This is a genomic window from Mycobacterium sp. (assembly GCF_049673265.1).
GTDB lineage: Bacteria > Actinomycetota > Actinomycetes > Mycobacteriales > Mycobacteriaceae > Mycobacterium.
On record NZ_JBATXN010000403.1, the window covers coordinates 1 to 11499 of the forward strand.

General features: G+C 65.0%; 12 protein-coding genes and 2 pseudogenes. 13 read left to right on the forward strand and 1 reads right to left on the reverse strand.

What is annotated here, in order from left to right:
* The 5 genes and pseudogenes from WBF82_RS13865 to WBF82_RS13885 form a co-directional block, all read left to right on the forward strand.
* Window positions 1-207: pseudogene (locus WBF82_RS13865) on the forward strand (mammalian cell entry protein); the annotation flags it as partial.
* A gap of 8 nt (window positions 208-215) precedes the next feature.
* Complete coding sequence (locus tag WBF82_RS13870) at window positions 216-1349, forward strand: virulence factor Mce family protein (RefSeq protein ID WP_424383589.1); 1134 nt, start codon at window positions 216-218, stop codon at window positions 1347-1349.
* Between the two features lie 3 nt (window positions 1350-1352).
* On the forward strand, window positions 1353-2951 hold the full coding sequence (locus WBF82_RS13875) for an MCE family protein (RefSeq protein WP_424383579.1): 1599 nt from the start codon (window positions 1353-1355) through the stop codon (window positions 2949-2951).
* 155 nt (window positions 2952-3106) lie between these two features.
* Window positions 3107-3922, forward strand: a complete 816-nt coding sequence (locus WBF82_RS13880; RefSeq protein ID WP_424383590.1) for a class I SAM-dependent methyltransferase — start codon at window positions 3107-3109, stop codon at window positions 3920-3922.
* Window positions 3923-3993: 71 nt separating this feature from the next.
* Window positions 3994-4374: a DUF427 domain-containing protein gene (locus WBF82_RS13885; protein WP_424383580.1), complete on the forward strand. Its 381-nt coding sequence runs from the start codon at window positions 3994-3996 to the stop codon at window positions 4372-4374.
* Here the strand turns inward: WBF82_RS13885 and WBF82_RS13890 are convergent.
* Window positions 4371-4769, reverse strand: a complete 399-nt coding sequence (locus tag WBF82_RS13890) for a nuclear transport factor 2 family protein (RefSeq protein WP_424383581.1) — start codon at window positions 4767-4769, stop codon at window positions 4371-4373. The genes WBF82_RS13885 and WBF82_RS13890 overlap by 4 nt on opposite strands.
* 57 nt (window positions 4770-4826) lie before the next feature.
* Here WBF82_RS13890 and WBF82_RS13895 point away from each other — a divergent pair, with 57 nt between their 5' ends.
* From WBF82_RS13895 to WBF82_RS13930, 8 genes and pseudogenes are all read left to right on the forward strand, one after another.
* Window positions 4827-5753 (forward strand): DNA-3-methyladenine glycosylase family protein, encoded by a 927-nt coding sequence (locus tag WBF82_RS13895; protein ID WP_424383582.1) that lies wholly within the window; start codon window positions 4827-4829, stop codon window positions 5751-5753.
* A gap of 46 nt (window positions 5754-5799) precedes the next feature.
* Window positions 5800-6348, forward strand: a complete 549-nt coding sequence (locus tag WBF82_RS13900; protein WP_424383583.1) for a Dps family protein — start codon at window positions 5800-5802, stop codon at window positions 6346-6348.
* A gap of 69 nt (window positions 6349-6417) precedes the next feature.
* Window positions 6418-7401: a pirin family protein gene (locus WBF82_RS13905; RefSeq protein ID WP_424383584.1), complete on the forward strand. Its 984-nt coding sequence runs from the start codon at window positions 6418-6420 to the stop codon at window positions 7399-7401.
* Between the two features lie 57 nt (window positions 7402-7458).
* Window positions 7459-8121, forward strand: coding sequence for a TetR/AcrR family transcriptional regulator (locus WBF82_RS13910; protein WP_424383585.1), 663 nt, complete (start codon window positions 7459-7461; stop codon window positions 8119-8121).
* Between the two features lie 34 nt (window positions 8122-8155).
* Window positions 8156-9112: a class I SAM-dependent methyltransferase gene (locus tag WBF82_RS13915; protein WP_424383586.1), complete on the forward strand. Its 957-nt coding sequence runs from the start codon at window positions 8156-8158 to the stop codon at window positions 9110-9112.
* Between the two features lie 33 nt (window positions 9113-9145).
* Complete coding sequence (locus WBF82_RS13920) at window positions 9146-10117, forward strand: class I SAM-dependent methyltransferase (protein ID WP_424383587.1); 972 nt, start codon at window positions 9146-9148, stop codon at window positions 10115-10117.
* Window positions 10118-10134: 17 nt separating this feature from the next.
* Complete coding sequence (locus tag WBF82_RS13925; RefSeq protein ID WP_424383588.1) at window positions 10135-11073, forward strand: SAM-dependent methyltransferase; 939 nt, start codon at window positions 10135-10137, stop codon at window positions 11071-11073.
* 74 nt (window positions 11074-11147) lie between these two features.
* Window positions 11148-11499 (forward strand): annotated as a pseudogene (locus WBF82_RS13930) (aldehyde dehydrogenase family protein); the annotation flags it as partial.

Below are 11499 nucleotides of genomic sequence, written 5' to 3' on the forward strand. Positions count from 1 at the left end.
CAGCCGGCCACCGCGAACCTGCTGACACCGGCATCTTTGGCCGAGCTGATGGGCGGGCCCGATATCGCAGCGCCACCGCCGGCCCAGAACCTGGCCGGCCCGCCGAATGCCTACGACGAGAACAACCCGCTACCACCGCCGTGGTATCCGCAACCCCTGCCGTCACCGACGGCGATCCCGGCGGCACCTACCGGAGCCGGATCGTGAGGCGCGCGATGCGGTCGGTTCGCCACCGGGCCTGGCAGGCGTTGGCGTTGCTGACGGCGACGGTCGTGCTGACATCATGCGGGCATTGGCGGGGTATCGCCAATGTGCCCCTGCCCGGCGGTCCCGGCGGCGGCAAGGGCTCCTACACCATCTACGTTCAGATGCCAAATACGTTGGCACTCAACGGCAACAGCCGGGTATTGGTGGCCGACGTGTTCGTCGGTAGTGTTCGCGCAATCAATCTGAAGAACTGGGTTCCCACCCTGACCGTGGACCTGGCGAAGGGGGTTAAGCTCCCGAAGAATGCCACGGCCAAGATCGGCCAGACCAGCCTGCTGGGCTCTCAGCATGTGGAGCTTGCCGCACCGCTGGACCCGTCGCCACAGCTATTGAAGAGTGGAGAGACCATCCCGCTGATCAATTCGTCGGCGTACCCTTCCACCGAGCAGACGCTGGCCAGCTTGGCCATGGTGCTGCGCGGCGGGGGCGTCCCGAATCTCGAGGTGATCCAAAACGAGGTCTACAAGATTCTGGCCGGGCGCGCCCAACAGATTCGGGACTTTCTGGGCAAGCTGAGCACTTTCACCGGCCAGCTGAACAAACAGCGCGACGATATCGCCCACGTCATCGACTCCACTGACCGGCTGCTGTCCTATGTGAGTGATCGTACGGACACCCTGGACCAAGTTCTGACCGAATTCCCGCCGCTGGTCGAGCATTTCGCCGATCAGCGTGACCTGTTCGCCAACACCGTCGACGCTGTGGGGCGGATCAGTAATGTCGTCGATCAGACGTTGTCAGCCGCACGGGGCGATCTGCATGAGGATCTGAGCCAGTTGCAGCGGCCGCTCAAGCAACTGGGTCGTGCCGCGCCGTATTTGGTTGAGGCGCTGAGCTTCCTGCTGTCACCGCCGTTCAGCATCGACAGCGTGCCGAAGATCGTGCGCGGCGACTACATCAATGTCTCGGGCGCACTGGACCTCACTTTGAGCACGGTCGACAACGCGATCTTCACCGGCACAGGCTTTTCCGGGGCATTGCGCGCCCTCGAACAGTCGTGGGGTCGTGACCCCGCGACGATGATCCCCGACATCCGCTACACGCCGAACCCGGCCGACGCGCCCGTGGAGCGGGGTGAGTAAGCGATGTTGACCCGCGTGATCCGCATCCAGTTGATTGTGTTCGCGGCACTGACAGTGATCGCACTGGTTGCGCTGGGCTGGTACTACTTACGCATTCCCAGCCAACTCGGGGTCGGCCAGTATCGGTTGGTGGCGGAGCTGCCGGCGTCAGGCGGGTTGTATCGCACGTCGAATGTGACCTATCGAGGGATCCAGATCGGCAGGGTCACCAAGGTCGAGCCGACGAAAAACGGTGTTCGGGCAACGCTTTCCATCGACAGCCGCTACAAGATCCCGATCGATGCGTCGGCCGATGTACACTCGGTATCGGCGATCGGTGAGCAATATCTAGACCTGGTGTCGACGGGAAACCCGGGAAAGTTTCTCGCGCCCGGACAAACCATCACCAAAGGCACCGTGCCCAGCGAGATCGGCCCTGCATTGGACGCCGCCAACCGTGGCTTGTCGGTGCTGCCCAAGCGCAAGATCGCGTCGCTGCTTGACGAAACAGCGCAGGCCGTCGGCGGACTGGGACCGGCGTTGCAACGACTGGTCGATTCGACGCAGTCGATCGTGGGTGACTTCCAAGCCAACATTGCCGACATCGACGACATCATCGGAAACGCGGCACCGATCCTGGATAGCCAAGTCAACTCAGGTGATTCGATCCAGCGGTGGTCGCACAACCTCGACGTGCTGACCGGGCAGATCGCGCAAAACGACCAACATCTGCAGAACATCTTGTCGAAGGCGGCGCCCACCGCCGATCAGGTCAGCGAGGTGTTCAGTGATGTGCGCGAATCGCTGCCGCAGACGTTGGCGAACCTGGAGATCGTCGCCGATATGCTCAAGCGCTACAACAAAGGTCTCGAGCAGCTGTTGGTGTTCTTGCCGGAGATCGCCGCGGTCGGACAGACATTGGTTGCGTCCGCTCCCGGCGCGGTGCTGATGGGACTCAACCTGTCGATCAATAACCCGCCGCCGTGCATGACCGGGTTCCTCCCCGCGTCGCAGTGGCGGTCGCCCGCCGACACCAGCATGGCGCCGTTGCCGACCGGAACCTACTGCAAGATCCCGCAAGACACACCGGCCAACGTGGTGCGCGGTGCGCGGAACTATCCGTGTGTCGACGTCCCCGGCAAGCGTGCGGCGACGCCACGCGAGTGCCGCGACAACAAGCCGTACGTCCCGCTGGGCACCAACCCGTGGTACGGCGACCCCAATCAGCTGCGCAACTGTCCGGCTCCCGGGGCTCGCTGCGATCAGCCCGTCGATCCAGGCAGGGTGATACCTGCGCCGTCGATCAACAACGGGCTCAACCCGTTACCGGCTGATCGGTTGCCGGCACCAACGCCGCCGGTCAATGATCCGCTGCAGCGGCCCGGATCGGGCTCGGTGCAGTGCAACGGGCAACAGCCCAATCCGTGTATCTACACGCCGGCGACGATGCAGAGCGAAGCGATGCTGAGGAGCGGCGTTTTGGCACAGCCAGGCGGCTCGACAGCGATGTACGTACCCTCCAGTGGCGAAATCGTGGGTCCCGACGGCAGCAAGTACTCCCTCGAAGACTCGCACCACATTGGGGACGACGGATGGAAGGACATGTTGGCGCCCGCCGGCTGAACCTCGCCCTGTCCAGACGGCCGCGAAACCACTGCCGTCGCTGGGGTTTACGCCAAGCCAGCCATCGAGCGGGGCTGAACACCACGCCGCCTGCCGTTCAGGGCATCGACAAGGTGGGCCTGCCGACTAGCCTCGAGCAAGTGACAACTGAACGGGTGCGCGTCGATCTGAGTGGGGCGCCGCAGACGATGCTGGCGACGCTGTATGCGAAAGCGTTGGACGCCGACCTCAAGGAGCCGATTCTGGGTGATCGGTTCGCCAAAGAGATCGTCGAGCGCATCGATTACGACTGGAAGAAGACCACCATCACCGCGCGCCGAGCGCCGTCGGTGACCACCCGCACCGCGCACTTCGACGAATGGGCCAAGCAGTTCCTGACCGCGCATCCGCAAGCCGTCGTGTTGCACGTGGGCTGCGGTCTGGACAGCCGGTTCTTCCGGTTGCGGCCGGGGCCGGGTGTCGAATGGTACGACGTCGACTACCCCGAGGTCGCCGCGCTTCGCACCCAGCTCTACCCCACCGCCGAGCACTACCACGTCGTCGCCGCCTCAGTCACCGATCCGAGTTGGCTGGCCGACATCCCCGCCGACCGGCCAGCACTGATGCTCGGCGAAGGACTGACCATGTATCTGACCGAACAAGACGGCACCGCTCTGCTGAGCAGGGTAGTGGCCCATTTCGGTTCGGGTGAGCTGCAGTTCGACGCGTTCAACTCGCTCGGGATCAAATCGCAGGTGCTCAACACCGTGGTGCGGCGCTCGGGATCCACCCTGCGCTGGGCGATCAACGGACCCGACGACATCGTCGCGGCAGTGCCCGGTGTGCGGCCGGTGGCCTGGCAGCGGTGGTTCGAGTCGGACACGTTCGCGAAGTTGCCGAGCTCCGCCAGGCTGATGGGCAAGGTCATGGCGCTGGTTTCCTCAGTGGCCAACATGTCCCAATACCACCGCTACGCGTTCGGAACGACGTGAGCTCACCGCCGCGGGAATCTTGCGCGCCACACGGTGTTGAACCTGCTATCCACACGTGAGGAGCTGTCACCATGACCAGTCGGCCTGTCCTGGAACCCACCACTGAACATCCGATCACGATCAACCCGACCCAGGCGCGCGTTGTCGTTCGGGTCAACGGCGAGATCGTCGCCGACACCCACGCCGCACTGGCGCTGCAAGAGTCCACTTACCCTGCAGTGCAATACATTCCGCTGAACGATGTCGTACAAGATCTGCTAACCCGCACCGACACCAGCACTTATTGCCCATACAAAGGTGAAGCTGCCTACTACAGTGTGACCACGGCCGCGGGCGCCACCGTCGACGACGTCATCTGGACCTACGAACAGCCCTACCCCGCGGTTGCGGCAATCGCCGGGCACGTCGCCTTCTACCCCGACAAAGCGGAGATCACCGTCGAGGCATGTTAAGTACCCGCCGGGCCGAACACCTGCGCAGCGAGTTGGGTGTCACCGTATTCGCGCAACGACACGATGAGCCCGTCGCGGGTCTCGAAGATGAAGACCGCGGGGCTCTCGTAGCGGACACCGTCGTCGGTTTCGCCGTCGGTGAGTGCCTCGATCACTACGCTTTCGCCGTCGTTGAAGCATTGGATGAAGTCGAGATTCATCTCGACGGGGCGCTGGCGACGGTCGACCACTTGGCGAAGCGTTGCCTTATCAACTGATTCACGGCTCTGCAGGCTCCAGTAGGTGAAGTCGTCGCTCAACAGCCCGAAGCATTCGTCGATGTCCCCGCCGTGGGACAGGCACTGCAAAAACATCCACGCCAGTTCGGATTGCGGATCGTCGAACGGCGTTGTCACCTCGCCATCCTGACGCGGAAGACCGTTACCGGTCAATCACGGTCGGGCGGCGAATCTATGATCGGACGGGTGGTGAGTAGGGCTCGCACAGTGAAGTTCGCGGGCGTCGTCAGCCCCGGGCTCACCCTTCTCCCGCTCCGCCGGGGTCCCGGTGATCCCAGCTTTCAGATCGGCGATGACGGCGCCATCTGGCGGGCCAGCCTGTTGCACAGTGGAGCTGTCACGGCCCGGATCAGCCGCGCCGCACTCGATGCGGTCGAATGCACGGCATGGGGAAGCGGCGCGGAGGAATTCCTCGACGCGCTCCCGGCCGCGCTCGGTGCGCAAGACGACGCATCGGACTTCGTTCCGGCCGATCCGATCGTCGCGGCCGCCCACCGCCGAGTGCCGCATCTGCGGCTGGGACGTACCGGCCGGGTGTTGGAAGCCCTCATCCCGGCGGTCATCGAGCAGCGGGTACCCGGCGCCGACGCATTCCGAGCCTGGCGTTTGCTGGTGACCAAATTCGGCACGCCGGCGCCGGGACCTGCGCCGGCGCGGATGCGGGTGCCGCCATCGGCCGATGTGTGGCGGCACATCCCGTCGTGGGAATTCCACCGCGCCAACGTCGATCCGGGACGAGCGCGCACGATCGTGAGCTGCGCACGGCGGGCGTCGTCGTTGGAACGGCTGGCGTCATGGCCGCCCGCAGAGGCCCTAGAGGCGCTGACCTCGCTGCCCGGCGTCGGAGTGTGGACAGCCGCCGAGACGGCGCAACGTGCCTTCGGAGATGCCGACGCCCTTTCGGTGGGCGACTACCACATCCCCAAGATGATCGGCTGGACGCTGCTGGGACATCCGATCGTCGACGCCGACATGGTCGAGCTGCTTGAGCCGATGCGGCCACACCGGCACCGGGTGGTCCGGTTGCTGGAAGCCAGCGGACTGGCTTACGAGCCGCGGCGCGGCGCGCGACTACCCATACAAGACATCCGCGCGCTGTGACCCGTCTTGCGGTTACCACTCGCGGCCATCGGGTATCAGATCAGCCATGACTCAGTTCACGATCCCCGGCATGACCGAAAAGCAGGCAATTAAAGTCGCTGGGCTGTTACAGAAGCAGCTGAGCACTTACAACGATCTGCACCTGACGCTCAAGCACGTCCACTGGAACGTTGTTGGCCCCAACTTCATCGGGGTGCACGAGATGATCGACCCGCAAGTGGAACTGGTACGTGGCTACGCCGACGAAGTGGCCGAGCGCATCGCGACTCTTGGCGGGTCGCCGCAAGGCACCCCGGGCGCAATCCTCAAGGACCGCACCTGGGACGACTACTCCGTTGGCCGCGACACCGTGCAGGCGCATTTGGCCGCGCTTGACCTGGTCTACAACGGTGTTATCGAAGACACCCGGACCGCCATCAACGAAACCGAAGAACTGGATCCGGTCACCCAGGACATCCTGATCGGCCAGGCCGCCGAGCTGGAAAAGTTCCAGTGGTTCGTGCGGGCTCACTTGGAGAATGCCGGCGGCAAGCTGGCTCACGAGGGCTCATCGACCGAGCGGACCGCGGCCAAGACCGCGCGGCGTAAGGGCTGACGAACCAGTCGAAGGAATAATCGGACCGCGGTCCGGTTATAGCGGGTATCAATGCTTGAGGAGGCACAGATGCCCGCTATTACTGCAGACACGTTGACGCTGGCGCGGGTTTCGGCGGCCGGGCCCACCGACACCGAACGCCCGGTGCGCTCGATCACCACCGGCCCGCGCGGCTACGAGGGCGAAGGGTTTCCGGTTGTGCGCGCGTTCTACGGCGTCAGCACCGCCGCGCTGGACCCCTTCGTGCACATGGACCAGATCGGCGAGGTCGAGTACCAGCCCGGCGAACCCAGAGGGACCGACTGGCATCCGCACCGCGGGTTCGAAACGGTCACCTACATGATCGACGGGCGGTTCGCTCACCAGGACTCGCATGGCGGCGGTGGGCTGATCACCGACGGCGCCACCCAGTGGATGACCGCAGGCGCGGGCATCCTGCACATCGAAACGCCGCCGGCTGACCTCGTCGAAAGCGGCGGCGTGTTCCACGGCATCCAGCTATGGGTGAATCTGCCGAAGAACGACAAGTTCGCCGCACCTCGGTATCAGGCCATCGCGGGCGCCGACGTGGCCTTGCTGTCTTCCGAAGACGGCGGCGCGCTAATCCGCGTGATCGCAGGGGATATCGACGGTCACCGCGGGCCCGGCGTCACGCACACACCGATCACGATGGCGCATGCCACCGTGGAACCTGGTGCGCGACTGAACATTCCGTGGCACCGTGACCACAACGCATTGGTCTACATACTTTCCGGGCAAGGGTTTGTTGGTCCGATCGGACACTCGATCGAGCAGGGCCAGTTAGCAGTTCTCGGTCCCGGCGACCGGATCACCGTCGCCGCCGCGCCCGCGCAGGAGTCACGCAGACCCGCATTGGAGGTGTTGGTCCTGGGCGGCCGGCCCATCCGGGAGCCGGTCTTCCATTACGGTCCGTTCGTGATGAACACCAAGGCGGAGTTGATCCAAGCACTCGAGGACTTCCGAGCCGGAACGTTCGGCAGCATCCCGCCCGACGGGTTGATGCCGCACACCGCGCAGCCATCGTCCAGCTAACAATCAGCTTCGGCTAACCGGGCCGGTCAGAAATGTGATCTGTGGCACAATTTATGTGTGGTGCAGCCGGCGAGCCGGGGACCGGGTCGCCCCCCTGCAGCGAAGGCGGCCGAGACGCGTAAGCGCATTTTGTGTGCTGCTCGTGAAGTCTTCAGCGAACGCGGTTATGACGCTGCCACCTTCCAGGCGATCGCCGTCCGCGCCGACCTGACTCGGCCGGCAATCAACCACTACTTCTCCGACAAGCTCGCGCTCTACCGCGAAGTGGCTAAGGAAACTAACGACGTGGTCGTGGCGGCCAGCATCCAGCGCGCGCGGCGCGAGAGCACGTTGGTAGATCGGGTCTCCGCGTTCATCAACGCCGCGACCCAGGCCGACATCGAAAACCGAACAGCGGCAGCATTTCTGATCACCGTCGCGTTGGAATCGCAGCGGCACCCCGATCTGAGCCATGAGGAGGCCGACTCGGTTCGCGCCACCCGGGAGTTCCTGGTGTGGGCCATCGATGACGCGATCAAGCGTGGCGAGCTGGCCGCGGATACCGACACCGCTGCACTCACCGAGACGTTGATCGCGGTCCTGCTGGGAATCGGTTTCTACGCCGGTTTCGTCGCCAAGCACGAATTCGAAGCGGTCACTCGTCGGGTGCGCCAGTTATTGGCCGACAGCCTCGCCCGGCGCCCGAATGAAGACAGTGATGTAGCGCACAGAACCATATAGCTTGCCTAACTTATTAGGTAGCATGGTTTCCGCTATGACTGATTTGTACGACGTGAGCTCGGCGCGTACCGAAGGCGACAGCTGGGACATCACCGAAAGCGTCGGCGCCACCGCATTGAGTGTCGCTGCGGCGCGCGCAGTGGAGACGGCATCAGCTGACCCGCTGATCCGCGACGAGTTCGCCTACTTGCTGGTGTCGTCGGCCGGGCAGCCGTGGGCGCGGTTGGCCAGCCCGAGCCTGGAGTGGCTGGACGACGACGAGCACGGACGACGAGCCCACCGGTTGGCCTGCGACTATCAAGCGGTCCGCACGCACTTCTTCGACAACTACCTCGCCGACGCCGTCGCTGCTGGTGGAATCAGGCAGGTCGTGATCCTGGCCGCGGGGCTGGACTCGCGGGCCTATCGTCTGGATTGGCCGGCCGGTACCACGGTGTACGAGATCGACCAGCCACAGGTGGTGGAGTACAAGACGGCCACTTTGACGTCGGCGGATGCCGCCCCCAAGGCCACCCGGCGCACCGTGCCGGTGGATCTGCGCGACGACTGGCCGGCCGCGCTATCCGCGGCGGGTTTCGATCGAAGTCAACCGACCGCATGGCTTGCAGAGGGACTGCTGCCCTACCTGCCGGCCGAAGCTCAGGACCGGCTGTTCGAGATGCTGACAGAACTGAGCGCACCCGGCAGCCAAGTGGCCGTGGAGGCGTTCAGCCTTGGTTCGGCCGATCCCGAGCGGCGCCGGGCGGCGCGACGGGTCCGCTTCGAGCGGATGCGCGAACGCCTCGGTCTCGACATCAACGTCGAGACGCTGACCTACCAGGAAAGCGACCGAGCGGATGCCGCCGAATGGCTGACTGCGCACGGGTGGCAGGTGCGCGCCGTAAGCAACATCGACGAAATGGCCCGGCTCGGTCGGCCGATACCGGCGGACCTGGCTGAAGAGACCTTCACCACCAGGCTGCTGCGCGCCCAGCTGGCCGCAGCAGATTGATCACCTGACGCATTTGCAGGAGGCGGGAAGACGATGAGCACGTTGCGCACCCACGACGACACCTGGGACATTGCCACCAGCGTCGGCACCACGGCGGTGATGGTGGCCGCCGCGCGGGCCGCCGAAACCGATGAGCCTGATCCACTGATCCGCGACCCCTACGCCAAGCTGTTGGTCAGCGAGGCCGGCACCGGTGTGTGGGAAAACATGCTCGACGGCTCCCTCCTGGACAAGGTGGAGGCGATCGATCCGGAGGCGGCCGCGGTTTTCCAGCACATGCGCAGCTACCAGGCCGTGCGGACGCACTTCTTCGACGCCCACTTCGCCGGGGCGGTCGCGGCCGGCATCCGCCAGGTGGTGATTTTGGCGTCCGGACTGGACTCGCGGGCCTACCGGCTGGACTGGCCGGCCGGCACCACGGTGTACGAAATCGACCAGCCCAAGGTGCTGGCCTACAAGTCGGCCACGCTGGCGGCCAACGGCGCGACACCGTCGGCCGACCGACACGAGGTGCCAATCGACCTGCGCCAGGACTGGCCGGCCGCGCTGATCGAAGCGGGGTTCGACCCGGCAGCACCGACGGCCTGGCTGGCCGAAGGTCTGCTGATGTATCTGCCCGCCGACGCCCAGGACCGGCTGTTCGCGCAGATCACCGAGTTGAGCGCGCCGGGCAGCCGGATTGCGGCGGAAACCGCCGCCAACCACGCCGACGAGCGGCGGCAAGAGATGCGCGACCGGCTTCAGCGTGTCGCCGATGAGCTCGGCATTGAGCGGACCGTCGATATTCAGGACCTGATCTACCACGACGAAGACCGCGCGGTCGTCGTCGACTGGCTTAACAACCACGGCTGGCGCGCGACCGCGCAGTCCTCCGACGACGAGATGCGGCGGCTGGACCGTTGGGTGGACGGCGTGCCGATGGGCGACGACCGGGACGCATTCGCACAATTCGTCACCGCGGAACGGACACGCCCGGTGACGATGCGGCCCGGGACGGGCCGCTGAGGAGGCGGGCAATCAGCATGAGCACAGGGTCAGCTAGCAGCCGGTCAGACGACGACACCTGGGACATCGCGACCAGCGTCGGTGCGACCGCGGTCATGGTTGCTTCGGCCCGCGCCGTCGAGACGGCCAGCGAGCAGCCGCTGATCCGCGACGAGTTCGCGCAAATTCTGATCGACGGGCCGGAACTGGCGGAGCTCACAGCGAAGATGGCCACGACGTATGCGGCCAATCCCGAGCAGGCCGCTATCCGTGCGCACATGGTGAACTATCAAGCCGCTCGCACCCATTACTTCGACGCGTACTTCACCGCAGCGGCAGCAGCCGGCATCCGTCAGCATGTGATCCTGGCGTCCGGGCTCGACTCGCGGGCCTACCGGCTGGACTGGCCGGCGGGCACCGTGGTGTACGAGATCGACCAGCCGAAAGTGCTGGAGTACAAAGCCGCGACGCTGGCGTCTCACGGCGCGACGCCGTCCGCCGACCGCCGCGAGGTGCCGGCCGATCTTCGGTTCGATTGGCCGAAAACGTTGCGCGACAACGGGTTCAACTCGACGCAGCCGACGGCGTGGTTGGCCGAAGGCCTGTTGATGTTCTTGCCGGGTGAGGCCGAGGACCGATTGTTCGCCGACATCGACGCGCTGAGCGCAACGGGCAGCCGAGTCTGCATCGAGGATTTTACGGTGGACGACGCTGCCCGCGAGGCCTTCGAAAAACGTCGGCTCAGGGCCGAAGAACTTCGCCGCCGCCTCGGCGACGAGAACGTGTTCGATCCTGGCGACCTGTGGTACACGGAAGACGAGCGCCGGGATCCGGCGGCATGGTTTGACACCCACTCCTGGCGGGTCGAGTCGATGACCGGTCGCGACTACCTCACTCGGGTTGGTCGGCCGCTGCCGGAGGATCCGAGCGTTGCCGCGACCTTCCGGGCCGTTTGGATCTCTGCCGAAAAGCCATAGCCGTCATAGGCAGCCTGTTCCCCAACCGGGTGGTTGATTAGGATTGGATTCCCCCGGTCGAGGAAGGGATCCCCGTGACCATCAAGACCACCGAAACCACCACAAACGGCGCGCCTGCATCCGACATCCCAAAAATTGTCGCTCGACTCCGGCAGACATTTGCCACCGGCAAAACCCGCAGCGTGCAGTGGCGACAAGCCCAGCTCCACGCGCTGGAGAAGATGATGGTGGAGAACGAGCCGGCGATCGCCGAGGCGCTGGCAGAGGATCTGGACCGCAGCCCGTTCGAGGCGTGGCTGGCTGACTCTGCGGGCACCGCCAACGAGGCCCGGTATGCCGCCAAACACGTCAAGAAATGGATGCGCCGCAAATACCGTTTGCTCGAGCGCGCGCAGTTGCCCGGCCGGGGCTGGATCCAGTACGAGC

What these genes read in the sequence shown, in the direction of transcription:
- WBF82_RS13870 (WP_424383589.1), top strand. Translation starts at nt 216, where the DNA reads ATGCGGTCGGTTCGCCACCGGGCCTGGCAGGCGTTGGCGTTGCTGACG.
- WBF82_RS13900 (WP_424383583.1), top strand. Translation starts at nt 5,800, where the DNA reads ATGACTCAGTTCACGATCCCCGGCATGACCGAAAAGCAGGCAATTAAA.
- WBF82_RS13905 (WP_424383584.1), top strand. Translation starts at nt 6,418, where the DNA reads ATGCCCGCTATTACTGCAGACACGTTGACGCTGGCGCGGGTTTCGGCG.
- WBF82_RS13920 (WP_424383587.1), top strand. Translation starts at nt 9,146, where the DNA reads ATGAGCACGTTGCGCACCCACGACGACACCTGGGACATTGCCACCAGC.
- WBF82_RS13915 (WP_424383586.1), top strand. Translation starts at nt 8,156, where the DNA reads ATGACTGATTTGTACGACGTGAGCTCGGCGCGTACCGAAGGCGACAGC.
- WBF82_RS13925 (WP_424383588.1), top strand. Translation starts at nt 10,135, where the DNA reads ATGAGCACAGGGTCAGCTAGCAGCCGGTCAGACGACGACACCTGGGAC.
- WBF82_RS13875 (WP_424383579.1), top strand. Translation starts at nt 1,353, where the DNA reads ATGTTGACCCGCGTGATCCGCATCCAGTTGATTGTGTTCGCGGCACTG.
- WBF82_RS13885 (WP_424383580.1), top strand. Translation starts at nt 3,994, where the DNA reads ATGACCAGTCGGCCTGTCCTGGAACCCACCACTGAACATCCGATCACG.
- WBF82_RS13895 (WP_424383582.1), top strand. Translation starts at nt 4,827, where the DNA reads ATGATCGGACGGGTGGTGAGTAGGGCTCGCACAGTGAAGTTCGCGGGC.